This is a genomic window from Pseudomonas eutrophicaquae (assembly GCF_023544715.1).
Taxonomy (GTDB): Bacteria; Pseudomonadota; Gammaproteobacteria; order Pseudomonadales; family Pseudomonadaceae; genus Geopseudomonas.
Genome location: NZ_JAMJEZ010000004.1, coordinates 13,050 through 36,056 on the forward strand (window position 1 = coordinate 13,050; position 23,007 = coordinate 36,056).

Here is a 23,007-nt window from a genome sequence, read left to right on the forward strand (position 1 = left end):
ATTAACTCCTAAACGTTCGGGTCACGTTTCAACTGCGCCAGTACGCCGAAGGGGTTGGACCGCGGAACCTCTTCGACGCTCGGTTCTGGTGCTGCCGCATAGCCCGAAGGATGCTGGCATTGGTCTGGGTCATGGGCCGGCACGATGGGCAGCGCCAGAAGCAGTTCATCTTCGACCAGTTCGATCAGGTCGAGAGGATCCTCTCCAAGCTCCAGTGCATCGTAGCCTTTGGGCAGGTTGTCAGTACTGCGACCCTCGCGGAGCACGGCATAAACAAATTCGCTGTGTACCGGCAGGAGCGCAGGCTCCAGACAACGCTGACAGACCATCTGCACCTCCACGTCGAGGTTGCCGCGCATGACGATCAGCCCCTGCTCGTCACGCCCGAACTCTAGGTGAGCCCGAACGCTGCCGGCATCGCTGACCAACTGCTCGCAGAGCCTCGAGAACTGCGCAAGCGGCCACTCACCCTCAAGGGTAGTGGCGCGATCGGCAAGTTTTCGCGGATCGATGTGCGGTGGAATCGGCCCTTTCAACATAAGCGCGCCATTCTAGGGACACCCCTATTAACTGTCAAAGAAATTTCCCGCCGTGCAGCGCACGGTCAGGCCCCTTAGAATTGCCGGCCCATCACGAGGAAACCGACATGCAACCTCTGGTTCTGGCCTCCAGCTCGCCCTATCGGCGCCATCTGCTCGAGCGGCTGCGCCTGCCCTTTACCTGCGCCTCGCCAGACATCGACGAGACGCCACTGGCCGGTGAATCAGTCGAGGCGCTGGTCTGTCGCCTGGCCGAGTCCAAGGCTCGCGCCCTCAGCACCCGCTACCCCAAGCACCTGATCATCGGCTCGGATCAGGCCGCCAGCCTGCCCGGCGGACAGATCCTCGGCAAGCCGCATGACTTCACCAACGCCCAGGCCCAGCTACGCGCCGCCAGCGGCTCCAGCGTGATCTTCCACACCGGCCTGTGCCTGTTCGACAGCGCCAGCGGTCAGGCACGCGTGGCACGCGTGCCATTCACCGTGCATTTTCGCGCGCTCGACGAGGCGCAGATCAGTCGTTATCTGCACGCCGAACAGCCCTATGACTGTGCCGGCAGCTTCAAGTCAGAGGGTCTCGGCGTCTGCCTGTTTCGCGCCACCGAAGGCGAGGACGCCACCAGCCTGATCGGCCTGCCACTGATCCGCCTGGTGGACATGCTACTGGAGGCCGGTGCAAGCATTCCCTGAGATTCAGCGCAGCGTCGGCCCCTGCAGCCCCATCCACAGCATCAGCTGCTGGCTGACGCCTGCGCCAATCTTCTTGGCGAAACGATCGATTGGCGACTCCTTCTGGGTGAAATCGACGATCTTTGCCTCGCCGATCACCTCACGCGCCACATGACTGGCGCTGCCCAGACCATCGATCAAACCCAGCGCCAGCGCCTGCTCACCCGACCAGACCAGCCCGGAAAACAGCTCTGGATTATCGGTATCCTTCAGGCGCTCGCCGCGCCCTTCCTTGACGCTGGCAATGAACTGGCGATGGGTCGTTTCCAGCACCTCACCCCAGAAGCGCGTCTGGGCATCCTGCTGGGGCAGGAAGGGATCCAGAAAGCCCTTGTGCTCACCCGCGGTATAGACACGTCGCTCAATCCCCAGCCGCTGTATGGCCTCCACAAAACCGAACCCCGAGGCGGTCACCCCAATCGACCCGACCAGGCTCGCCTTGTCGGCGTAGATCGCATCGGCAGCGCTGGCAATGTAATACGCCCCCGAAGCGCCCAGATCACTGATCACGGCATACACCTTGGTCTGTGGATGTCGCGCCTGCAGGCGACGAATTTCGTCATACACATACCCCGATTGCACGGGACTGCCACCCGGACTATTGATGCGCAGCAGCACGGCGCGGGTATTGTCGTCGGCAAATGCCGCTCGCAGACTGCCGATCAGATTATCCGCACTGGCGCGCTCCTCATCGGCAATCACCCCACGCACATCAATCAGCGCCGTGTGGGGACCGTGACTGGCCGTCTCGGCCAGCCCCGTCCAGGGCGAGAACGAGAACAGCACGGCCAGCAGGTAGGCAAAGCCCAGCAGCTTGAAGAAGATCCCCCAGCGGCGCTTGCGACGCTGCTCGATGACGCCCGCCAGCAGCGCCTGCTCCATCAGCTGCCAGCTACGCACCTCATGACCACCTGTACGCTCTAGCGCCTCGACCGGTGCCTTCCACTCATCCTGCATGTCTGTTCACCCCCGCATTCGCTATACCGCGCGCCGGGCATCCAGCCAGCGGCGTAACTCACTGAAATGTTCGATCGCCAGCACCGGCGCACAGCGCTCCAGCACCGACAGGGGCTGCGCCCCATACCCCACCGCCACGGATGACATGCCGGCCCGTTGCGCCATCTGCAGATCAAAGGGGGAATCGCCCACCATCAATGCCTGCCCAGCACGCAGGCCGCAATGCGCGAGAATCTCCTCCAGCATGCGCGGGTCCGGCTTACTGGCTGTCTCATCGGCACAGCGGGTGACATCAAAAAACTGCTGCCAGCCACGCCCGGCCAGCACCCGATCCAGCCCACGCCGACTCTTGCCGGTGGCGACCGCCAGACGATAGCCCTGCGCCCGAAAGGCCTGCAGATCCTCCTCAACCCCCTCGAATAGCGGCGAGGGCTCGCGCTCCAGCTGCAGATAATGCTCGCTGTAGACGGTGCGAAAGCGCTCCAGCAGCTGAGGATCCTCGACATCAGGGTAAAGACTGGCAATTGCCTCAGGCAGCCCAAGACCGATGATGCCGCGAATACGCGCCTCATCACGCTGCACCAGAGCGCACTGCTCTGCGGCGCGGCGCACCGACTCGACAATACGTGCGATTGAATCGACCAGCGTGCCGTCCCAGTCAAACACCAGCAGCGCGTAATCAGGCATCCAGGCGCTCCAGCGTACCCGCCCACTGCGCATCGACCGGCGCTTCGAGCGCCAGCTCCCCGCCTTCCGGCAAGCGAATGCGCAGGCGGTGGGCATGCAGGAACAGGCGCTTGCCGCCCAGCTCGCGAATCTCGCGGGTAAAGTCGTCATCGCCGTACTTGCTGTCGCCGGCAATCGGGTGCCCGGCGTGCTTGGCATGCACGCGGATCTGATGGGTCCGCCCGGTGATCGGACTGGCCTCGACCAGGGTGGCGAATTCGCCAAAGCGGCGCACCACCCGGAACTCGGTCAGCGCATCCTTGCCTTCAGCATCGACTTCGACCATCCGCTCGCCCGAGCGCAGGGTGTTCTTCAATAGCGGCGCATTGACCTGTTTTTTCGAGGTCGGCCAGCTGCCACGCACCAGCGCCAGGTAGCGTTTGTCCACGCCATCACCGCGCAGCGCCTCATGCAGGTGGCGCAGCATGCTGCGTTTTTTGGCAATCATCAAAAGACCCGAGGTATCGCGATCCAGGCGGTGCACCAGCTCGATGTCCTTCGCCTCGGGGCGCAGCTGACGAAACGCCTCGATCACCCCGTAGCTGAGGCCACTGCCGCCATGCACGGCAATGCCAGCCGGCTTGTTGAGCACGATCAGCGCCTTGTCTTCATACACGATGGCCTCTTCCAGGCGCTGCAGCAGCCCCTGGGCCAGTGGTTCAGGCTCATCGCGCTCGGCCACGCGCAGTGGCGGCACACGCACCACGTCGCCAGCCTGCAGCTTGTAGTCCGGCTTGATGCGCCCCTTGTTCACCCGCACCTCACCCTTGCGCAGGATGCGGTAGATGAGGGTCTTGGGGACGCCCTTGAGCTGGGTGCGCAGGAAATTGTCAATGCGTTGTCCGGCCAGTTCCGGCTGCACTTCAAGCAGCTGGACGCCGGTGGAGATCTGGGTGGGAGTTGTCATGGGCGGATCATACAATTTTCCCTGAATTGAAGCAGCTAGTGATTGCTGCTATATTCCGGCCGCCGTCAAAAGCGGCTTTCCGTGCCTTGGCAGGTCCTTGCACCCGCCGCCGGACACACATTCACGGACGCTAGGCCGTCCGACGGGTCATCCCAGCGCATTGTGCCGATGATTCGGAAACTTCAGCCTTGAGACACATGGCGTACAGCGCACCGCGCTGTACTCGATTGAAAACCCGCTGCGGATTCTGCTGCGGCACCCGATTCTCAGGGAACCTGTGCAGGGTGGAGATGTACAAACACCCGCTGCGTAGCACTCGCCTTTACCCGACGCCCCGATCGTCCGCAGCATTGTTTGATTCCTCCTCCTGAACGAGTGCTTCTGTCACCACAGTTCGCAGGAGACGCCAGTCGCGCCCGGGCCAGAGCCTGCCGCGCTTGACAGGGGAGCCACCCTCAGGGGGCACCCGGCGCACCTGACACCGACCACGAGAGTCGTGTGTGCCAAGTGCCGTTTCCGGCAGCCCGGAAACCACGGGTACTACATGAAAAGAATGCTGATCAACGCGACTCAGCCCGAAGAGTTGCGTGTTGCACTGGTCGATGGCCAACGCCTGTTCGACCTTGATATCGAATCTGGCGCCCGCCAGCAGAAGAAGGCCAACATCTACAAAGGCCGCATCACCCGCGTCGAACCCAGCCTGGAAGCGGCCTTTGTCGACTTCGGCGCCGAACGTCATGGCTTCCTGCCGCTCAAGGAAATCTCCCGCGAATACTTCTCCAAGACCCCGGAAGGGCGCGTCAACATCAAGGACGTGCTGCGCGAGGGTCAGGAAGTCATCGTCCAGGTCGAGAAGGAAGAGCGTGGCAACAAGGGCGCCGCACTGACCACCTTCATCAGCCTGGCCGGTCGCTACCTGGTGCTGATGCCCAACAACCCGCGGGCCGGTGGCATCTCGCGGCGTATCGAGGGTGAGGAGCGCAACGAGCTGCGCGAAGCCCTCAATGGCCTGGATGTCCCGGGCGACATGGGCCTGATCGTGCGTACCGCAGGCCTTGGCCGCTCCAGCGAAGAATTGCAGTGGGACCTCGACTACCTGCTGCAGCTGTGGACCGCGATCAAGGAAGCCTCCGAAGGCCGCCATGCGCCGTTCCTGATCTATCAGGAATCCAACGTCATCATCCGCGCGATCCGCGACTACCTGCGCCAGGACATTGGCGAGGTGCTGATCGACAGCGTCGAGGCCCAGGAAGAAGCCCTGAGCTTCATCCAGCAGGTCATGCCGCAGTACGCCAGCAAGATCAAGCTGTATCAGGACAGCGTGCCGCTGTTCAACCGCTTCCAGATCGAGAGCCAGATCGAAACCGCCTTCCAGCGCGAAGTGCGCCTGCCCTCCGGCGGCTCGATCGTCATCGATCCGACCGAAGCACTGGTCTCCATCGACATCAACTCGGCGCGCGCCACCAAGGGCGGCGACATCGAGGAAACTGCGCTGCAGACCAACCTGGAAGCGGCCGAGGAAATCGCCCGCCAGCTGCGCCTGCGTGACATCGGCGGCCTGATCGTCATCGACTTCATCGACATGACCCCGGCGAAGAACCAGCGCGCCGTGGAAGACCGCATGCGCGAGTGCCTGGAAGCCGACCGCGCCCGCGTACAGGTCGGGCGCATCTCGCGCTTTGGTCTCCTGGAAATGTCCCGCCAGCGCCTGCGTCCCTCGCTCGGCGAAACCAGTGGCGTGGTCTGCCCGCGCTGCAACGGCCAGGGCATCATCCGCGATGTGGAATCCCTGTCGCTGGCGATCCTGCGCCTGATCGAGGAAGAAGCCCTCAAGGACCGCACCGCCGAAGTGCGTGCCCAGGTACCGATCCCGGTGGCTGCCTTCCTGCTCAACGAGAAGCGCAACAGCATCACCAAGATCGAGCTGCGTACCCGGGCGCGGATCATGATCCTGCCCAACGACCACCTGGAAACCCCGCACTTTGAAGTCCAGCGCCTGCGCGACGACAGCCCCGAAGTGCTCGCCGGCCAGTCCAGCTACGAGATGACCCCCGCCGAGGTCGAGGATGTCGCGCCGCCGGCCGCCACCCGCACCCTGGTCCGCCAGGAAGCCGCGGTCAAGACCGTGGCCCCGGAACGCCCGGTTCCGCAGACCGTGGCCGAGCCGCAGCCCGTGGCACCGGCTGCAGCACCGGTGACTGCCCCGGCTCAGGAGCCCAGCCTGTTCAAAGGGCTGATCCGTTCGCTGATCAGCCTGTTCGCCGGCAAGGACGAACCCGCCCCGCAAGCCCCGGTCAGCAGCCCGAGCGAGACCGAGCGCGCACCGCGCAGCGAGGAGCGTCGCAGCGGTCGCCAGCAGAATCGTCGCCGTGACACTGAGCGTGGCGAGCGCACAGAGCGCAGTGACCGCCCGGAGCGGGGTGAGCGTGCCGAGCGCAAACCGCGCGAGGAGCGTAAACCGCGTGAAGAACGCAAGCCCCGTGAGGAGCGTGCCCCGCGCGAAGAGCGCCCAGCCCGTGAAGAACGCGCACCGCGCGAGGAGCGCCCGGCCCGTGAAGAGCGCGCACCGCGCGAGGAGCGCCCGGCCCGTGAAGAGCGCGCACCGCGCGAAGAGCGCCTGCCCCGCGAGCCGCAGGAAAGCGATGCCCTGATCGAGACCGGCAGCGAGCCTGTCGCGACCCGCGAGACTCCTGCCGAGCAGGAAGGCCGCCGTGAAGAGCGCAGCCGTCGCCCCCGCAACGAGCGTCCGCGCCGCAGTGAGGCCGCAGAAGCTGCTGAGAGCGAGTTGCCGGACAGCGAGATCGAGCAGGATGAGCTGCAGGACGAGGATGGCGAGCGTCCACGTCGCCGCCCGCGCGGCCAGCGTCGTCGTAGCAACCGCCGTGAGCGTCAGCGTGAGGCCGGTATCGAGCCCTACACCGCTGAAGAGGGTGCCCTGCCGGTTGCTGGCGTTACCGTCGCTGGCGCGGCCAGCGTAGCGGTGAGCGTTGCCGAGCACGCCACTGGCGAGCTGCCCGTGGCGCAGAATGCAACCGATAGCGCTACCGAGGCCGTGGTCGCGGCCAGCAGCGCCACCGAGGCACCGGCTGTTGATACGCCGGACGCCGAGGTGATTGTTGCCGCTGCCAGCGATACCGCCGAAACCCCGAGCACCACCGACGCTACCGAGGATGCCGCCAGCAGCACCGGCAGCCGCGCGCCCAACGATCCACGCGAGCGCCGTCGCCGCCGCGAAGCTGAGCGCAAGGCCCGTGAAGCCGCTGCCGCGCAGCCGGCCGAAGCCCCGGTAGTTGCCAGCGCACCCGCCGAGGCCCTGCCCGTCGCCGCAGACGCTGCAGACGCCGCGCTCAGCAGCACCGCCGCGGATGTGCCTCAGGACGCCGCCGATAGCGTGGCGCAAGCCGCGGCCAGCGTTACCGAGGCTGCCGAGGTAGCACCGGCCAGCACTGAACCGAGCACCGCCGTCGAAGCGCCTGCTGAGGCGGTTGAGGTTGCGCCGGTCGTCGCCGAGACGCCCGCGGCTGTCGAACCGCAGGCCGAAGCGGCTGAAGTCGCGCCGGTGGCTGAGCCCGAGCCCGAGGCAGCCGTGACGGCAGCCGAGCCGACAGAAGCTGCTGACGAGGCGAAAATCGCCACAGCCAGCATCGAGTCGAGTGAGCAAGCTACAGCCCCTGCCGATCAGGCAGAGGCTGCGCCGGCCAGCGCGACCGAGCCGGACGAGACGTCGACTCCGCGCCCGCAGGCCTGAGGCCCGCGCCATGTAAAAGGGGGATGCCCACACCGGGCATCCCCCTTTTTTGTCTGTAACGCATGGATAGCTACAGGCGCAGCATCCGCGCCTCGCTCAGGCTGGCCGGCAACCCGCGCGCCGCGACTTCAACGCACCAGCGGTTCGATCTCCAGCTCCACCCCAAAACGCGCGTAGATGTCAGCCTGAATGCGCTGCGCCAACTGCAACAGCTCACGGCCGGTGGCCTTGCCGTAATTGACCAGCACCAGCGCCTGCTGGACATGCACCCCGGCATCACCCCGGCGATAGCCCTTCCAGCCGGCCTGCTCGATCAGCCAGCCGGCCGCCAGTTTGACCTGCCCCTCAGCAGCCGGATAACTGACCAGCCCCGGCCACTGCGCCCGCAGCGCCTCAGCCTTGGCGGCGCTGACCAGCGGGTTCTTGAAGAAGCTGCCGGCATTACCGAGCACCTGCGGATCCGGCAATTTCTCCGCGCGAATGGCGCAGACCACCCGGCTCACATCCTGCACACTCGGCTGCTCGATCCCCAAGGCCTGCAGACGCTGGCGCAGCGGACCGTAGTCGAGCTGCAGCGCCGCGCGACGGCTCAGGGCAAAGCGCACCCGCAGGATCAGCCAGCGTCCCGCCTCACGCTTGAAGCGGCTGTCGCGGTAGGCAAAGCCGCATTCCGCCGCGCTGAATTCACACAGCTGGCCCGACTGGCGATCCAGCGCCAGCAGGCTGTGCAGGACATCCTTGAGCTCGACGCCATAAGCACCGATGTTTTGCATCGGCGCCGCACCCACGGTGCCGGGAATCAGGCTGAGGTTCTCCAGGCCACACAGCCCCTGCTCCAGCGTCCAGAGCACAAAGGGATGCCAGGGCTCGCCCGCCTCGGCCTCGACCAGCACCTGACCGTCCTGCTCACCGAGCAGGCGCCGGCCACGACTGGCCAGACGCAGCACGAAGGCATCCAGATCGCCAGTCAGCAGCAGGTTGCTGCCCCCGCCCAGTGGCAGCAGTTCAGCGCCGCGCGCCGCAGCGGCGCTCAGGGCCTCGCGCACCTCACACTCATCATGAGCCTCGGCGAACCAGCGCGCCGTGGCGGCCACCCCGAAGGTGTTGCAGGCCTTGAGCGGATAGTGCTCGTGAATGATCAGCGTCATGGGCTCTCCCGACACCAGCAGCGCTTCAATCGCGCACGATGCATGTCACGCCCCCAGCCACTGGCGGACGCGCTGCAGATCTTCCGGCGTATCGACCCCGGCCGGCGGCGTCTCGAGGGCATCGGCCACATGGATGCGCACGCCGTGCCACAGCGCGCGCAGCTGCTCCAGGCACTCGGTGTCTTCCAGCCAGCACGGGCCCCAGGCGACGAAGTCGTGGAGAAAACCGGCGCGATAGGCATAGATGCCGATATGGCGGCGGAACGGCACGCCAGCCGGCAGACGGTCGCGCCCAGTGGCAAAGGCATCACGCGCCCAGGGCAGCGGCGCGCGGCTGAAGGTCAGCGCCAGACCACTGGTATCGCTGACCACCTTGACCACGTTGGGATTGAACAGCTGGGCCGCGTCCTCGATCGGCTCGGCCAGGGTGGCGATGCCGGCCTGCGGGTTGGCCGCCAGATTGGCCGCTACCTGATCGATGATCGCCGGCGGAATCAGCGGCTCATCACCCTGCACATTGACCACGATGGCCTCAGGGGGCAAACCCAGCTGGGTGGCCACCTCGGCCAGACGGTCGGTGCCGGAGTTGTGTTCGGCGCGGGTCAGCAGCACTTCAGCCCCAAACGCCTGGCAGGCCGCGACGATGCGCGCATCATCAGTGGCCACCACCACGCGGCGGGCGGAGCTCTGGCGCGCCTGCTCCCAGACGTGCTGGATCATCGGCTTGCCAGCGATGTCCTGCAGCGGCTTGCCGGGCAGGCGGGTGGAGGCGTAGCGGGCAGGGATGACGACGACAAAATCCATGCTCATTTGTCCAGGCGCTCATCAACGCTCAGGGTGCGCGCCTCGCTCTCCAGCATCACCGGGATGCCATCGCGCACCGGGTAGGCCAGGCCATCGGCCTTGCAGATCAGCTCAGACTGGTCGTCACTGAGTTTGAGGGGGCCCTTGCACAGCGGGCAGGCGAGTATGTCGAGCAGTTTCGGGTCCATGATCCATTCCTGGCAGAGGTATCAGGGGGACCCGTGCGGCGTCAGCGTGACAGCAGGCGCTCGAGCTGGGCGTCGAACCAGGCCACGAAGGCCTCGGACGGCTGCGCATCGACCGCCAGATACCACCAGTCAGACGCGGCGAATCCCCGGCATTTCACCGCATCCTTCTCGGTCATCAGCAGCGGCAAGGCCGGCGTGAACTGCAGATCCTCGGCGCGATAGGCCGCGTGGTCGGCGAAAGGATGCGGAATCGGCCGCCAGTGTAGCGCCTCGAGGGTAGCGAAGAAACGCTGTGGGTTGCCGATCCCGGCCACGGCGTGCACGCGCTGACCGGGCGGCAGATGATCGAGCGGGTAACGCGCGCCGCTGGCCAGGTTGACCAGCGCGCGGGGCTGCAGGTTGAAGGCAAAGCCCTCGGCACGATCACCGGCGGCGCCGTTGAACAGGCAGGCATCCACGCTCTTCAGACGCTCGACCGGCTCGCGCAGCGGCCCGGCCGGCAGACAGCGGCGGTTGCCCAGACCGCGGGCGGCATCGATCAGCACCAGCTCCAGATCGCGGGCCAGACGGTAATGCTGCAGGCCATCATCACTGAGGATCAGGTCCAGCGGCTCCTGCTCAAGCAGGGCGCGAATCGCCCGGGGACGATCCGGGTCGATCATCAGCGCTACGCCGCTGCGCTCGACGATCATCAAGGGCTCATCGCCCGCCTCGCCCGGCGCCTGCCCGGCCTTGACCCGCCAGGGCAGGCAGGGCGGCCGGGCGCCGTAGCCGCGGCTGACCACCCCGACCCGCAGACCACGGGCACGGCAATGCTCGATCAGCCAGAGGATCAGCGGGGTCTTGCCGGTACCACCGACTGTGAGGTTACCGACCACGATCACCGGCAGCGGCGCCTTGAAGGCCGGAGGCTGACCACGCAGAAACGCCGCGCGCCGACGCCGCACCACCCAGCGATACAGCACCTCCAAGGGACGCAACAATCCCAGTGCCGGATGCCCGGTATACCAAGCCTGACTCACCCGCTCCGCCAGCTTCATGGCGCCTCTCCACGCGGCAAGGTGTTTATGCGCAGGCGCGTAAAGCCCTGCTGCGCGGCGATATCAAGCGCCGTGACCACCGCCTGATGGGCGGTGCGCGCATCCGCGCTGATCAGCAGCCCCTGCTCGCGCTCGGCCTGACGCGCCGCCAGCGCCTGGGCCAGCGCCGCGGCATCCGCCAAGGGCTGCTGATTCAGCTGGTAGCGGCCGGCGGCATCGATACGGAGCTCCAGGCCCTGTGGCGGGCTGGCGGGCGCGGTGCTGGCCGACTCGGGCAGCTCCAGCTGCAGCGGGGCTTCCCGGCTGAAGGAGGTGCTGACCACAAAGAACAGCAGCAGGATGAAGATCACATCCAGCAGCGGCGCCAGGCCAATCTCTACCGGATCACGCGCGCGGCGGGGAAACTTCACACTCAGCCCCCGAACCCGTCGCGCAGACCTTGGGTGCGCTCGACCAGCGCAATCGCCTCCTGCTCCATACCAACCACCAGCTCATCGACTCGGCGCTGCAGGTAGCGGTGGAAGAACAGCGCCGGAATCGCCACGATCAGCCCGGCCGCCGTGGTGATCAGTGCGCGGGAGATGCCGCTGGCCAGCTGGGCGGGATTGCTCATGCCCGCCCCGGTGAAGCCGCCAAACAGCTCGATCATGCCCAGCACCGTGCCCAGCAGCCCGAGCAGCGGGGCGATGGCGGCGATACTGCCCAGCGCGTTGAGGTAGCGCTCCAGCTCATGGATGACCCGCGCGGCAGCCTGCTCGATGCTCTCTTTCATGATCTCCCGGCCGTGCTCGGCATTGAGCAGGCCGGTGGCGAGGATGGTGCCCAGCGGGGATTGCTGGCGCAGGGTCTCCAGCTGCGCACGACTGAGCGAACCGGCAGCCTGCCACTCGGCCACCTGGGCACCGAGGGCCGGTGGCGCGACCCGCCCCGGGCGCAGCACCCACAGCCGTTCAAGACTGATGGTCAGCGCTGCCAGCGAGCAGAGCATGATCGGCAGCATCGTCCAGCCACCGTTTGCGATCAGTTCCCACACCTTCGAGCCCTCCCCAAAAACCGCGCCACTCTAGCACAGGGCCACCCGGCTGCCGCTCAGTCGGCGGGCGGTTTTTCCTGCCAGAATCCTCCCTGCCCGCGCAGGCCACGCGGCACCTCTCCACGGCCCAGCACCCAGTGCAGCGCCCCTTGGGCGGCGGTATCGTAGAGCGGTACGCCCAGCTGCTGATAGCGCGCCACCACCTGGGGATGCGGATGGCCGTACGGGCTCAGCCAACGGCGGGTCAGCAGCGCGCCACGCGGTGCAACCGCACGGATGAAGGCTGCGCTGGACGAGCTGCGGCTACCGTGATGGGGCACCAGCAGCCAGTCGGATTGCAGCCCCGGCCGGCGGAGCAGCTCACGCTCGGCCGCCACGCCAATATCGCCGGTCAGCAGCAGACGCTCGCCCCCGGCCTCGACCTGCAGCACACAGGATGCCTCGTTGCCATTCGGCGCAGCCTGCCATTGCAGGGTACGAAACTGCACGCCGTCCCACTGCCACTGCTGGCCATCCCGACAGGCCTCCGGCAGGCGTGGCAGCGCTCCGCGTAGCGGCTCACCACTGACCAGCCGCCCTACGCTCAGGCCCGCCAGCAACGCCCCCGCGCCACCGGCATGATCGCGATCCGCGTGACTGAGCAGCAGCAGATCCAGGTGCCGCACCCCAAGCCCGGCCAGCAGCGGACGCAGGATCTTCTCGCCGCTGTCAAACCCCGGCGCGGCCGGCCCGGCGTCATACAGCAGGGCGTGCTGACGGGTACGCACCAGCACCGCCAGCCCCTGCCCGACATCCAGCACCCAGATCTGCGCACGCTGCTCCGGCAACGTGGGCGCTGCCGGCCACAGCGCCACAGCCAGCAACAACAACCCCGGCAGACGCAGCGGCACCCCGCGCGGCAGCAGCATCAACAAGGCACCCAAAAGCGCCAGCAGCACCGCCCAAGGCGGCAATGCAGCGCCCTGCCAAGCCGGCCAGCGCTGCGCCAGCCCATCGAGCAGCAGGAACAGCTGCTGTAGCTGCCAGCCGGCCAAATTCAACAGCGCCTCCCCCAGCCGCGGGACGCCCAAGAGCAGGCTGCCCGCAAGCGCCAGCGGCACGATGCCAAGGCTCACCCAGGGCACAGCGAGCAGATTGGCCAGCAGCGCACTGACGCTGAGCGGCAGGCCCAGCGCCAGCAAGAGCGGCAACAACCCGAGGGTCATCACCCACTGCGTCTGCAGCAGCAGCCCCAGGGGGTGGGCGCGCCCGAGCCGTGCGGCAAAACACCAGACCAGCAGCGCCACCGCCGCAAACGACAGCCAGAAGCCCGCCTGCAAGCTGGCCAAAGGATCCAGCAGCAGGACCGCAGCCAGTGCCAGCAACAGCGCCGTACCCGCGCCCAAATGCTGATAGCGCCAGCGCCACAACAGGACGATCGCGGTCATCAGACAGGCACGGCGCACCGGAACCTCAAAGCCCGCCAGCGCCCCATAGGCCAGCGCTCCGCCGAGTGCCAGCAGGCAGGCGCTCGGTAACCAGGGCCAGCGCTGCGGCCAGAGTCCCAGACGAAACAGCCCAGCTACCAGCCCATACAACAGCCCCGCCAGCATCGCCACATGCTGACCGGAAATCACCAGCAGATGCGTGGTGCCGGTGGCCCGCAGAACCTTCCAGTCCTGCTCGCTCATCCCGGAGCCATCGCCCAGTACCAGTGCGGCCAGCGCCCCGGCCCGTTCACTGGCCGGCACTGCCAAGAGACGCTGACGTAGCCGATCGCGCCAGGCCAGCACCCCTTCGGCCGCCTGCAGACGCTCGCCCTGCTTGACCGAGCCAGTCGCACCAATCTTGCGGGCGGTGAGCCAAGCTTCGTAGTCAAAGCCATGTGGATTGATACTGCCGCGCGGGCGCTTGAGATTCACCGCCAGTCGCCACTGCTCACCGGCCATCAGCGCCGGCGCTCCATGCCAGGACAAGCGCAGCCGGGCCGGCAGCGGCCCCCGGCGCGAGTGGGCCTGCTCCAGATAGAAGCGGGTCACGCCCTCGCTGTGCTCGGGCAGCCCGCTGATGCGCCCTTCCAGCCAGAGGGTCTGGCCATCACGCGCGGAGGCCAGGCGATCATCCAGGACTGCCTGCGCCTGCCAGACTGCCCAGCCACTCCCCAGACACAGGCAGACCAGCAGCACCGCCCAAGGCCTGGCAGGCCACCAGCCGAGCAGTAGCAGACTCAGCAGCAGCGCCGCTGCTGGCCAGTACAGATCCGGCAGAGCAGGCAGAAAACGCAGCGACAACAGCCCCACACACAGCGCCAGCAATTCCTTGTGCATCACACCCTTCCCTGGAGACCTGCCGTTCGGTCGATACACCCCGCCACGGGGGCGCATCCCCCTTTATGCCAACAGCACAAGGCGTGTGAGGCAGGCATAATAGCCGGGCATCTTCCCTGCCGGAGCCATCATGCCGCGCCGTCTGTTCAAGCGATACATGCCCCATCCCGATCGCATCAAAAGCAATCAGTCGCTGCGCTTTCTCGGCAGCCTGATTCACGACCCCAACCTCTGGCACCTCAATCGCCATTCGGTGACCCGGGCGATGTCCATCGGCCTGTTCTGGGCGATGATCCCGATGCCGATGCAGATGCTCGCGGCGGCGGCGCTGGCGATCCCGCTGCGCGCCAATCTGCCGATTTCCATCGGGCTGGTCTGGCTGACCAACCCGATCACCATGCCGCCGATTTTCTATGCCACCTACAGGCTCGGCGCCTGGCTGATGGGGCTGCCGGAGCTGGTGATGCCGGATGAACTGAGCATGGAATGGGTGACTGATGAGCTGGTCAACCTGTGGAAGCCGCTGTATCTGGGCTCATTGGTGGCCGCACTGGGCGCCGCGCTGATCGGCTACTTTGGCACCCTGCTCTACTGGCGCTGGTGGGTACAGCGCAGCTGGCGCAAGCGGCGTGAGCGGCGTAACGGCTTCGATTGAAAGCGCGGCAGCGCCCACCCACCGGGCACCGCCGCAGGCCTGCTCAGGCTTTTTCCACCAAACGTCCGCCTTCAAGATGCAGTACGCGGTCCATCTGGTGCGCCAGGGACAGGTCGTGGGTCACGACCAGAAACGCCGTCTTCAGTGACACACTCAGCTCCAGCATCAGCTCCTGAATGCCGCGGGCGGTGTTCTGATCCAGGTTCCCGGTCGGCTCGTCCAGCAGCACCAGGGCCGGCCGGTTGACCAACGCACGGGCAATCGCTACCCGCTGACGCTCGCCGCCTGACAGCTCACCCGGCTTATGGCTCAGACGATGCCCAAGCCCGACCTGCTCCAACAAGGCGGTGGCCCGCTCGCGCGCCTCGCTGATCGGCGTGCGGCCGATCAGCAGCGGCATGCAGACGTTTTCCAGCGCCGAAAACTCCGGCAGCAGATGGTGGAACTGATAGACGAAGCCCATCGCCCGATTGCGCAGCAAGCCGCGCTCCTTCTCGCCCAGCGCCGACAGCTCCTCACCGGCCAGCCAGACACTGCCCTCGCTGGGATTGTCCAGCCCGCCTAACAGGTTCAGCAGGGTGGTCTTGCCGGAGCCGGAGCTACCGACAATCGCCACCCGCTCACCCGGCAGCAGCTCCAGCTGCACGCCCTGCAGCACCTGTACCGACTGCGGGCCTTCCTCGTAACGCTTGCCCAGGTTGCGGCAGGACAAAACCGACTGTGCCTTACTCATAACGCAGTGCCTCCGCAGGCTGGGTACGGGCGGCCTTCCAGGCCGGGTACAGGGTGGCGAGGAAGCTCAGCAGCAGCGCCGTCGAGCAGATCAGCAGCACATCTTCGCCACGCAGCTGCGAGGGCAGATAGTTGATGAAGTACACATCGGCACTGAGGAACTGATGCCCCAGCAGCCGCTCCAGCGCGGCCACCCAGTCGGTGATATTCAGCGCCGCCACCACCCCGAGCACCCCGCCGATCAGGGTGCCTGTCACCCCGATCACCGTGCCCTGCACCATGAACACCAGCATGATCTGCCGCGGCGTCATGCCCAGGGTGCGCAGGATGGCGATATCGGCCTTCTTGTCGGTCACCACCATCACCAGCGTGGAGATGATGTTGAAGGCCGCCACCGCGACGATCAGTAGCAGCAGCAGCGCAATCATCTTCTTCTCCATCTGGATCGCCTGGAACAGGCTGCCGTGGCTGCGTGTCCAGTCGCGGGCCTGATAGTCACTGCCCTGCAGACGATCAGCGATTTCCCACGCCACCCGCGGCGCCTTGAACAGGTCATCGAGCTTGAGGCGCACGCCCTCGACCTGATGCTCGGCCCAGCGCGACAGGCGGGCCGCGTCCCCGACATGGATCAGCGCCAGCGAGCTATCCAGCTCGGCGCCGACCTTGAACACACCGACCACGGTAAAGCGCTTGAGGCGCGGGAATACCCCGGCCGGTGTCACTGAGGCCTCCGGCAGGATGAAAGTCAGCTTGTCGCCCAGACCAACGCGAAAACGCCGCGCCGTCACCTCGCCAATGATGATGCCGAACTCGCCACTGGCCAGCGCGTCAAGACGCCCCTGCACCATGTGCTGATCGATGATCGAAACCTGCTTTTCAGCCTCCGGCAACACCGCGTTGATCAGCACCGGCTGCACACCGCCGCTGTGGCTGAGCATGCCCTGCAGCTGGGTAAAGGGCGCCACCGCCAGCACCGCCGGATGATCCGCCGCCTGACGGGCCACCGCCTGCCAGTCATCGATCGGCTGCAGGCTGCTGACCGTGGCATGGGGCACCATGCCGAGGATGCGCGTACGCAGCTCACGGTCGAAGCCGTTCATCACCGAGAGCACGAGGATCATCACCAGAACGCCCAGGGCGAGACCGATCATCGAGGTCAGGGAAATGAACGAGATGAAATGGTTGCGGCGCTTGGCGCGGGTATAGCGCGCACCGATGAACACAGGTAAGGGTCTGAACATGCTCGAGTTGGCCTGGCGGGCGTAAGGGAAACTTCCGGTTGGCTGGCGCTTGCCAGTGGCAAGCCGCAGGGCAGTCTACCCCAAGCCACTGCGGGCTGCATCGCAGGGCATTTGCAGGACATGCGACAAGCCGCTAGAAGTGCGCTATCCATTGAAGACTGATACCCGCGGAGAGTCATCCATGCCCCTGATCTATGGCCATCGCGGTGCACGCGGCGAAGCACCGGAAAATACCCTGGTCAGCTTCCAGCGCTGCCTGGCGCATGGCGTGACGCGCTGCGAGCTGGACCTGCACCTGTCGGCCGACGGCGAGCTGATGGTGATCCATGATCCCACGCTGCGGCGCACCACCGGCCGGCGCGGACGGGTCAGCGCACACACTGGCGCAGAGTTGGCCGTCCTGGATGCACGCAGCAACGGACCCGCCTGGCCGCTCCCCTGCCCGATTCCACGGCTCAGCCAGCTGTTCGCCACGTGCCCGTTCGAGCACTGGCAACTGGAGGTGAAAAGCGCCTCGGCACGGCGCGCCCGGCAGATCGTCCGCGCGATTGCCGCTTTGGTGGCCGAGCATGGCCTGGAGGACCAGGTGATTGTCACCAGCAGCTCACGCAGCGTGTTGCGCGCCCTGCGCCAGGACGCGCCGCAGCTCGCCCGGGGGCTGGTGGCCGAGCATGCCTGGCTGGACCCGGTACGCCTTGCCCAGCGCTATGGCTGCCAGATGCTGGTACTGAACTGGACGCTCTGTACGCCTGAACGTGTACGCCGGGCACAGCAGCGAGGGCTGCATGTCTCAGCCTGGACAGTCAACGAGCCGGCGCTGATGCGCCGGCTCGCTGCCGCGGGGGTGGATAGCCTGATTACAGACTTTCCCGGTTTGGCCAGTGCCACACTCCGGGCTCCTTGAACGGCCAGCCACCGACCGGGTCAGGCGCCCGGTCGGGGCACCTCAAAAAAGCCGATTGAGGCCATCGAAGGCCGCGACGCGGTAAGCCTCGGCCATGGTCGGGTAGTTGAAGGTGGTGTTGATGAAATACTTGATGGTATTCGCCTCCCCCTCCTGGTTCATGATCGCCTGACCGATATGGACGATCTCCGAAGCCTGATAGCCAAAGCAATGCACCCCCAGAAGCTGCAGGGTCTCGCGATGGAAGAGGATCTTCAGCATGCCGGCACGCTCATTGGAAATCTGCGCACGCGCCATCGACTTGAAGAAGGCCTTGCCCACTTCGTAAGGCACCTTGGCATGGGTCAGCTCCTGCTCGGTCTTGCCGATCGAGCTGATCTCGGGAATGGTGTAGATCCCGGTCGGCACATCCTCGACGAAATGCCAGCCTTCATAGCCGACATGCTCGGCCATGTTGGCCGCCGCCGAGCGGCCCTGATCGTAAGCGGCACTGGCCAGGCTCGGCCAGCCGATCACATCGCCCGCCGCATAGATGTTCGTCACGCTGGTGCGATAGTGGCGATCGACATCAATCTGCCCGCGACTGTTGGCCTCAAGGCCGACATTCTCCAGCGCCAGCTTGTCGGTATTGCCGGTACGGCCGTTGCACCAGAGCAGCGCATCAGCCTTGATCTTCTTGCCGGATTTCAGGTGCAGGATCACCCCGCTGTCCGTGCCCTCGATGCGCTGATAGTCCTCATTATGGCGAATCAGCACGTTATTGGTACGCAGGTGATAGCTCAGCGCATCGGAGATCTCGCGATCGAGGAAGTTGAGCAGCTGGTCACGGGTGTCGATCAGATCGACCAGAACACCCAGGCCGCTGAAGATCGACGCATATTCGCAGCCGATCACCCCTGCGCCATAGATGATGATCTTGCGTGGAGTGTGGCTGAGGTTGAGGATGGTGTCGCTGTCATAGATGCGCGGATGGCTGAAATCGACATCAGCCGGGCGATAGGGGCGCGAGCCAGTGGCAATCACCACCTGCTTGGTGATCAGGGTCTCCACCACGCCGTTATGCCCCATCACCTCGATGGTGTTGGCATCGGCAAAGCTGGCGGTACCGACAAACAGATCAACCCGGTTACGGGCGTAATAGCCAGTGCGCGAGGCGACCTGTTTGGCGATGACCTTTTCCGCGCTCTTGAGCACATCCGGGAAGGAGAACCAGCGCGGCTCGCCAATCTGACGAAACATCGGGTTGGTATTGAACTGCAGGATCTGCCGCACCGAGTGACGCAGGGCCTTGGAAGGGATGGTCCCCAGGTGAGTGCAGTTGCCGCCCACCAGCTTGCGGCTATCCACCACAGCGACCTTGCGTCCGCTCTTGGCAGCGCTCATGGCCGCCCCCTCACCCGCCGGGCCTGCACCCAGCACCACCACATCGTAGTTGTAGACAGCCATCTGCCGCTCCTTATCAACAACAAACCGCAACCCGACCGAGGGGCCTGCGCCGCACCTCGCCACCGTCACCGGCCGCGCGATGCACAAATGACAACGGGGGCAGTTTCCTGCCCCCGTCGGGATTATTCAACGGCTGCGTGCCGCATCGAAGGTCTGTACCACCGAGGCCCTGCCGGGCTCCTCGCTGGCCTCTTCGCATTTTTTGGTATCGCCACCACAGATCGGGCACTCATCCTTCTCGATGCCCAGATTGGCGATGCCGCCGCAGGAGCCGGCAATCGGTTTGCGGCCCATCAGCACGCCCACCGACATGGCAAGCACCACCAGCAGCATGAATACGAACACCAGTAACCAGGTCATGGGGTTTCCTCCTGCGCCGGGAACAGCGCATCGAATGCGGGACTGGCCTGACTGACAAAACCCTCACCACGGCGCTGCACAAAGAGTGCCGCCAGCCCCTCACGCTCGGCATAGGCCATGCCTTGCTCGGGGCCAAGGACCATCAGCAGTGTAGACAGTGCGTCCGCCTGCACGGTCTGTGGATGCACCACTGTCACCGCGGCCAGGGTATGGCTGATCGGGCGCCCGCTGCGGGGATCGAGGGTATGCGAGTAGCGCTGGCCGTCCTGCTCAAAATAATTACGGTAATCACCGGAAGTCGAGACCCCCAGACCATCCAGCGCGAGGATACGCTGCGCCACGCGCTGATCATCCCGCGGGGCTTCCACGGCAATCCGCCAGGCGCTGCTATCCGGCTTGCGACCCCGGGCCTTGAGCTCGCCGGTTGCCTCGACCAGGTAGCGGTTCACGCCCTGCTTCTCCAGCCAGTCCGCCATCCGGTCCACCGCGTAACCGGCGGCCAGACTGTTGAAGTCAAGCTGGATATCCGCCGACTTGCACAGCTGCTCGCCCTCGATGGACAGGAACTGATGGCCGGTACGCTCGCGCGCCTCGGCAATCGCCTGCGCATCCGGCACCTGCTCGTTGCGCCCGCGCGGGCCAAAGCCCCACAATTTGAGCAGCGGATCCAGGGTAAGATCCAGAGCACCTTCGCTGGAGCGGTTGAGGGTCTCACCGACCCGCACCAGCTCCAGCACCGCCTCCGGCATCGGCTGGCAGCTGCCCGCCGGCGCCCGGTTGAAGCCTTCGAGCAGCGAATCATCCCGGTAGGTCGACATCTGCACGTCGATCTCGGCGAGGATGCTCTCGATGCCTTCCTGCAGGTACGCCTGCTCGGGGGTTGCACGGCTACGCACGTACTTGACGCTGTAGGTGCTGCCCATGGTCGGGCCGGCAAAATGCTCCAGCGACTCGGAAGACCCGCAACCGGCCATGAACGCCGCACAGGCGACGATTACGGCCGGACGCCACAAGGCTGGCACGCTCAAGATCAACCGCCGAAGTCATCGAGCAGGATGTTTTCCCGCTCCACGCCCAGATCGAGCAGCATCTTGATCACAGCGGCGTTCATCATCGGCGGGCCGCACATGTAGAACTCGCAATCCTCCGGTGCCGGATGATCCTTCAGGTAGTTCTCGTACAGCACGTTGTGGATGAAGCCGGTGTAGCCGGTCCAGTTGTCCTCAGGCAGCGGATCGGACAGCGCCAGATGCCACTTGAAGTTGGGGTTCTCGGCCTGCAGCTTGTCGAACTCCTCGACATAGAACGCCTCGCGCATCGAGCGCGCGCCATACCAGAAGCTGATCTTGCGGGTCGACTTCAGGCGCTTGAGCTGGTCGAAGATGTGCGAGCGCATCGGCGCCATCCCCGCACCACCACCGATGAACACCATCTCGTTTTCAGTCTCACGGGCGAAGAACTCGCCGAAGGGTCCGTAGACGGTGATCTTGTCACCCGGCTTGAGGTTGAAGACGAAGGAGGACATCTTGCCGGGCGCAATGTCGTCACGTCCGGGGGGCGGGGAAGCAATACGGATATTGAACTTCACCAGGCCCTTCTCTTCCGGGTAGTTGGCCATGGAGTAGGCGCGAATGGTGGTTTCATCCACCTTCGACACATAGCGCCACATGTTGAACTTGTCCCAGTCGCCCCGATACTCAGGCTGGATATCAAAGTCCTTGTAGTTGACCAGGTGCGGCGGGCATTCGAGCTGCACATAGCCACCGGCGCGGAAATCGACATTCTCGCCTTCGGGCAGGCGCAGGGTCAGCTCCTTGATGAAGGTGGCCACGTTGGGGTTGGACTCCACCGTGCATTCCCACTTCTTCACCCCGAAGACCTCTTCAGGCACCTCGATCTTCATGTCCTGCTTGACCGGAGTCTGGCAGGACAGGCGCCAGCCTTCCTTGGCCTCGCGCTTGGTGAAGTGCGACTCCTCGGTGGGCAGCATTTCACCGCCTCCCGATTCGACGATGCACTTGCACTGCGCGCAGGTACCGCCACCGCCACAGGCAGAGGACAGGAAGATATTGTTGTCAGCCAGGGTCTGCAGCAGCTTGCCGCCAGCTGGCACGGTGATGGTGCGCTCACCATTCACCTCGATGGTCACATCACCGCTGGACACCAGCTTGGCGCGGGCCATCAGGATGATGAGCACCAGGGCCAGCACGATGGCCGTGAACATGCCGATCGCAAGAAAGACTTCATAGTTCATCTGTTCACCCCTTCCTTAGAGCTGCACGCCGGAGAAGGACATGAAGCCCAGCGACATCAGCCCGATAGTGATGAAAGTGATTCCCAGGCCCTGCAGGCCGGCAGGCACATCACTGTACTTGAGCTTCTCGCGGATACCGGCCAGTGCAGCAATCGCCAGCGCCCAGGAGACGCCGGCGCCGATGCCATAGACCGTACTCTCCGCCAGGTTGTAGTCGCGCTCGACCATGAACAGCGAACCACCCATGATGGCGCAGTTCACGGTGATCAGCGGCAGGAACACACCCAGGGCGTTGTAGAGCGAGGGTACATACTTGTCGAGGGTCATCTCGAGAATCTGTACCAGCGCCGCGATCACGCCGATGAAGGTCAGAAGGCCGAGGAAGCTCAGATCCGCTTCCGGCATACCCGCCCAGGCCAGCGCACCGTCCTTGAGGATGTGGGTGTAGATCAGGTTGTTGACCGGCATGGTGATGCCGAGCACCACCACCACAGCAACGCCCAGACCAATTGCAGTCTCGACCTTCTTGGAAATGGCGATGAAGGTACACATGCCGAGGAAGAAGGCCAGCGCCATGTTCTCAACGAACACCGCCTTCACGAACAGGCTGATGTAATGTTCCATCAGTAGGCCTCCTTGGAAACCTGCGGAGCCATCTTGTAGACGGTGGTCTCAACCTGCTCCTTCTTCCAGCTGCGGATGCCCCAGATGAACAGGCCGATCAGGAAGAACGCCGAGGGCGGCAGCAGCAGCATGCCGTTGGGCTGATACCAGCCGCCGTCATTGATCACCGGGATGATCTCGTAGCCCAGCAGCTTGCCGGCACCAAACAGCTCGCGGATCACACCCAGCACAATCAGGAAGGCGCTATAGCCCAGACCGTTACCGATGCCGTCAAAGAACGACAGCACCGGCGGGTTCTGCATGGCAAAGGCCTCGGCACGGCCCATCACGATGCAGTTGGTGATGATCAGGCCGACGAACACCGACAGCTGCTTGGACAGCCCATAGGCATAGGCCTTGAGCAGCTGATCGACCACGATCACCAGCGAGGCGATGATCACCATCTGCACGATCATGCGGATCGAGCCAGGAATCTGGCTGCGGATCAGCGAGATGAACAGGTTGGAGAACCCGGTGACCAGCGTCAGGGCGATGGACATCACCAGCGCGGTCTTGAGGTTGGAGGTCACCGCCAGGGCCGAGCAGATCCCGAGGATCTGCAGGCCGATGGGGTTGTTATTGAAGACTGGGTTGAGCAGTACTTCCTTGATGGTCGGTTGCGCCATGA

23 protein-coding genes are annotated in these 23,007 nt (G+C 65.1%); 4 read left to right on the plus strand and 19 right to left on the minus strand.

Features of this window, described 5'->3' with window-relative positions; all coding sequences use genetic code 11:
• Positions 1-8: 8 nt before the first annotated feature.
• A complete protein-coding gene (locus tag MXC11_RS02720; protein WP_250004928.1) occupies positions 9-539 on the minus strand; it encodes a YceD family protein in 531 nt (176 codons plus the stop codon).
• Between the two features lie 107 nt (positions 540-646).
• Here MXC11_RS02720 and MXC11_RS02725 point away from each other — a divergent pair, with 107 nt between their 5' ends.
• On the plus strand, positions 647-1,228 hold the full coding sequence (locus MXC11_RS02725) for a Maf family protein (protein WP_250004931.1): 582 nt from the start codon (positions 647-649) through the stop codon (positions 1,226-1,228).
• Positions 1,229-1,231: 3 nt separating this feature from the next.
• Here the strand turns inward: MXC11_RS02725 and MXC11_RS02730 are convergent, their stop codons facing one another.
• From MXC11_RS02730 to rluC, 3 genes are read right to left on the minus strand one after another with little or no spacing between them, the layout of a single operon-like run.
• Complete coding sequence (locus MXC11_RS02730; RefSeq protein WP_250004933.1) at positions 1,232-2,224, minus strand: S49 family peptidase; 993 nt, start codon at positions 2,222-2,224, stop codon at positions 1,232-1,234.
• A 21-nt stretch (positions 2,225-2,245) separates the two neighbouring features.
• Complete coding sequence (locus MXC11_RS02735; RefSeq protein WP_250004937.1) at positions 2,246-2,911, minus strand: HAD-IA family hydrolase; 666 nt, start codon at positions 2,909-2,911, stop codon at positions 2,246-2,248.
• Positions 2,904-3,857, minus strand: coding sequence for a 23S rRNA pseudouridine(955/2504/2580) synthase RluC (rluC, locus tag MXC11_RS02740; protein WP_250004939.1), 954 nt, complete (start codon positions 3,855-3,857; stop codon positions 2,904-2,906). Before rluC ends, MXC11_RS02735 begins: the two co-directional genes overlap by 8 nt.
• A 544-nt stretch (positions 3,858-4,401) precedes the next feature.
• Between rluC and rne the strand changes: the two genes are divergently transcribed.
• On the plus strand, positions 4,402-7,605 hold the full coding sequence (gene rne, locus MXC11_RS02745) for a ribonuclease E (protein WP_250004942.1): 3,204 nt from the start codon (positions 4,402-4,404) through the stop codon (positions 7,603-7,605).
• 128 nt (positions 7,606-7,733) lie between these two features.
• Here rne and murB read toward each other — a convergent pair whose 3' ends face one another.
• Genes murB through MXC11_RS02780 form a run of 7 tightly spaced genes read right to left on the minus strand, consistent with a single transcriptional unit; the run spans position 7,734 to position 14,124 of the window.
• On the minus strand, positions 7,734-8,753 hold the full coding sequence (murB, locus tag MXC11_RS02750; RefSeq protein ID WP_250004945.1) for a UDP-N-acetylmuramate dehydrogenase: 1,020 nt from the start codon (positions 8,751-8,753) through the stop codon (positions 7,734-7,736).
• 45 nt (positions 8,754-8,798) lie between these two features.
• Positions 8,799-9,563, minus strand: a complete 765-nt coding sequence (gene kdsB, locus MXC11_RS02755; protein WP_250004947.1) for a 3-deoxy-manno-octulosonate cytidylyltransferase — start codon at positions 9,561-9,563, stop codon at positions 8,799-8,801.
• Entirely contained in the window at positions 9,560-9,745 is a 186-nt protein-coding gene (locus MXC11_RS02760; RefSeq protein ID WP_250004950.1) for a Trm112 family protein, read from the minus strand. The genes kdsB and MXC11_RS02760 overlap by 4 nt, the downstream gene beginning before the upstream one ends.
• 41 nt (positions 9,746-9,786) lie before the next feature.
• Complete coding sequence (lpxK, locus tag MXC11_RS02765; RefSeq protein WP_250004953.1) at positions 9,787-10,785, minus strand: tetraacyldisaccharide 4'-kinase; 999 nt, start codon at positions 10,783-10,785, stop codon at positions 9,787-9,789.
• Positions 10,782-11,195, minus strand: a complete 414-nt coding sequence (locus MXC11_RS02770; protein WP_250004956.1) for an ExbD/TolR family protein — start codon at positions 11,193-11,195, stop codon at positions 10,782-10,784. Before MXC11_RS02770 ends, lpxK begins: the two co-directional genes overlap by 4 nt.
• Before the next feature lie 2 nt (positions 11,196-11,197).
• A complete protein-coding gene (locus MXC11_RS02775; RefSeq protein ID WP_250004958.1) occupies positions 11,198-11,818 on the minus strand; it encodes a MotA/TolQ/ExbB proton channel family protein in 621 nt (206 codons plus the stop codon).
• A 56-nt stretch (positions 11,819-11,874) separates the two neighbouring features.
• On the minus strand, positions 11,875-14,124 hold the full coding sequence (locus tag MXC11_RS02780) for a DNA internalization-related competence protein ComEC/Rec2 (RefSeq protein ID WP_250004961.1): 2,250 nt from the start codon (positions 14,122-14,124) through the stop codon (positions 11,875-11,877).
• Positions 14,125-14,254: 130 nt separating this feature from the next.
• Between MXC11_RS02780 and MXC11_RS02785 the strand changes: the two genes are divergently transcribed.
• Entirely contained in the window at positions 14,255-14,779 is a 525-nt protein-coding gene (locus tag MXC11_RS02785; RefSeq protein ID WP_250004964.1) for a DUF2062 domain-containing protein, read from the plus strand.
• A 43-nt stretch (positions 14,780-14,822) separates the two neighbouring features.
• On the opposite strand, the gene lolD is transcribed toward MXC11_RS02785, so the two are convergent.
• Positions 14,823-15,512 (minus strand): lipoprotein-releasing ABC transporter ATP-binding protein LolD, encoded by a 690-nt coding sequence (gene lolD, locus MXC11_RS02790; RefSeq protein WP_250004967.1) that lies wholly within the window; start codon positions 15,510-15,512, stop codon positions 14,823-14,825.
• The gene (locus MXC11_RS02795) at positions 15,505-16,752 is read right to left on the minus strand and encodes a lipoprotein-releasing ABC transporter permease subunit (protein WP_250004970.1); all 1,248 of its coding nucleotides are present in this window, start codon (positions 16,750-16,752) and stop codon (positions 15,505-15,507) included. Before MXC11_RS02795 ends, lolD begins: the two co-directional genes overlap by 8 nt.
• A gap of 181 nt (positions 16,753-16,933) precedes the next feature.
• Here MXC11_RS02795 and MXC11_RS02800 point away from each other — a divergent pair, with 181 nt between their 5' ends.
• Entirely contained in the window at positions 16,934-17,656 is a 723-nt protein-coding gene (locus MXC11_RS02800) for a glycerophosphodiester phosphodiesterase (protein WP_250004973.1), read from the plus strand.
• A gap of 42 nt (positions 17,657-17,698) precedes the next feature.
• On the opposite strand, the gene sthA is transcribed toward MXC11_RS02800, so the two are convergent.
• From sthA to MXC11_RS02830, 6 genes are all read right to left on the minus strand, one after another.
• On the minus strand, positions 17,699-19,102 hold the full coding sequence (sthA, locus tag MXC11_RS02805) for a Si-specific NAD(P)(+) transhydrogenase (RefSeq protein WP_250004977.1): 1,404 nt from the start codon (positions 19,100-19,102) through the stop codon (positions 17,699-17,701).
• A 126-nt stretch (positions 19,103-19,228) separates the two neighbouring features.
• Entirely contained in the window at positions 19,229-19,462 is a 234-nt protein-coding gene (nqrM, locus tag MXC11_RS02810) for a (Na+)-NQR maturation NqrM (RefSeq protein WP_250004979.1), read from the minus strand.
• Positions 19,459-20,436: an FAD:protein FMN transferase gene (locus MXC11_RS02815; protein ID WP_250005250.1), complete on the minus strand. Its 978-nt coding sequence runs from the start codon at positions 20,434-20,436 to the stop codon at positions 19,459-19,461. The genes nqrM and MXC11_RS02815 overlap by 4 nt, the downstream gene beginning before the upstream one ends.
• A gap of 56 nt (positions 20,437-20,492) precedes the next feature.
• A complete protein-coding gene (nqrF, locus tag MXC11_RS02820) occupies positions 20,493-21,716 on the minus strand; it encodes an NADH:ubiquinone reductase (Na(+)-transporting) subunit F (protein WP_250004981.1) in 1,224 nt (407 codons plus the stop codon).
• Positions 21,717-21,731: 15 nt separating this feature from the next.
• Positions 21,732-22,340, minus strand: coding sequence for an NADH:ubiquinone reductase (Na(+)-transporting) subunit E (gene nqrE, locus MXC11_RS02825; protein WP_250004984.1), 609 nt, complete (start codon positions 22,338-22,340; stop codon positions 21,732-21,734).
• Positions 22,340-23,005: an NADH:ubiquinone reductase (Na(+)-transporting) subunit D gene (locus tag MXC11_RS02830; RefSeq protein ID WP_250004986.1), complete on the minus strand. Its 666-nt coding sequence runs from the start codon at positions 23,003-23,005 to the stop codon at positions 22,340-22,342. Before MXC11_RS02830 ends, nqrE begins: the two co-directional genes overlap by 1 nt.
• Positions 23,006-23,007: the final 2 nt, after the last annotated feature.

Excerpts from the sequence above, each read along its gene's own strand:
- MXC11_RS02730 (WP_250004933.1), bottom strand. The coding sequence starts at position 2,224 with ATGCAGGATGAGTGGAAGGCACCGGTCGAGGCGCTAGAGCGTACAGGT.
- sthA (WP_250004977.1), bottom strand. The coding sequence starts at position 19,102 with ATGGCTGTCTACAACTACGATGTGGTGGTGCTGGGTGCAGGCCCGGCG.
- lolD (WP_250004967.1), bottom strand. The coding sequence starts at position 15,512 with ATGAGTAAGGCACAGTCGGTTTTGTCCTGCCGCAACCTGGGCAAGCGT.
- MXC11_RS02815 (WP_250005250.1), bottom strand. The coding sequence starts at position 20,436 with ATGGCCGGTTGCGGGTCTTCCGAGTCGCTGGAGCATTTTGCCGGCCCG.
- nqrE (WP_250004984.1), bottom strand. The coding sequence starts at position 22,340 with ATGGAACATTACATCAGCCTGTTCGTGAAGGCGGTGTTCGTTGAGAAC.
- MXC11_RS02725 (WP_250004931.1), top strand. The coding sequence starts at position 647 with ATGCAACCTCTGGTTCTGGCCTCCAGCTCGCCCTATCGGCGCCATCTG.
- MXC11_RS02785 (WP_250004964.1), top strand. The coding sequence starts at position 14,255 with ATGCCGCGCCGTCTGTTCAAGCGATACATGCCCCATCCCGATCGCATC.
- rne (WP_250004942.1), top strand. The coding sequence starts at position 4,402 with ATGAAAAGAATGCTGATCAACGCGACTCAGCCCGAAGAGTTGCGTGTT.
- murB (WP_250004945.1), bottom strand. The coding sequence starts at position 8,753 with ATGACGCTGATCATTCACGAGCACTATCCGCTCAAGGCCTGCAACACC.
- MXC11_RS02720 (WP_250004928.1), bottom strand. The coding sequence starts at position 539 with ATGTTGAAAGGGCCGATTCCACCGCACATCGATCCGCGAAAACTTGCC.
- MXC11_RS02735 (WP_250004937.1), bottom strand. The coding sequence starts at position 2,911 with ATGCCTGATTACGCGCTGCTGGTGTTTGACTGGGACGGCACGCTGGTC.
- lpxK (WP_250004953.1), bottom strand. The coding sequence starts at position 10,785 with ATGAAGCTGGCGGAGCGGGTGAGTCAGGCTTGGTATACCGGGCATCCG.
- MXC11_RS02760 (WP_250004950.1), bottom strand. The coding sequence starts at position 9,745 with ATGGACCCGAAACTGCTCGACATACTCGCCTGCCCGCTGTGCAAGGGC.
- MXC11_RS02830 (WP_250004986.1), bottom strand. The coding sequence starts at position 23,005 with ATGGCGCAACCGACCATCAAGGAAGTACTGCTCAACCCAGTCTTCAAT.
- MXC11_RS02780 (WP_250004961.1), bottom strand. The coding sequence starts at position 14,124 with ATGCACAAGGAATTGCTGGCGCTGTGTGTGGGGCTGTTGTCGCTGCGT.
- nqrF (WP_250004981.1), bottom strand. The coding sequence starts at position 21,716 with ATGAACTATGAAGTCTTTCTTGCGATCGGCATGTTCACGGCCATCGTG.
- kdsB (WP_250004947.1), bottom strand. The coding sequence starts at position 9,563 with ATGAGCATGGATTTTGTCGTCGTCATCCCTGCCCGCTACGCCTCCACC.
- MXC11_RS02795 (WP_250004970.1), bottom strand. The coding sequence starts at position 16,752 with ATGTTCAGACCCTTACCTGTGTTCATCGGTGCGCGCTATACCCGCGCC.
- MXC11_RS02800 (WP_250004973.1), top strand. The coding sequence starts at position 16,934 with ATGCCCCTGATCTATGGCCATCGCGGTGCACGCGGCGAAGCACCGGAA.
- nqrM (WP_250004979.1), bottom strand. The coding sequence starts at position 19,462 with ATGACCTGGTTACTGGTGTTCGTATTCATGCTGCTGGTGGTGCTTGCC.
- rluC (WP_250004939.1), bottom strand. The coding sequence starts at position 3,857 with ATGACAACTCCCACCCAGATCTCCACCGGCGTCCAGCTGCTTGAAGTG.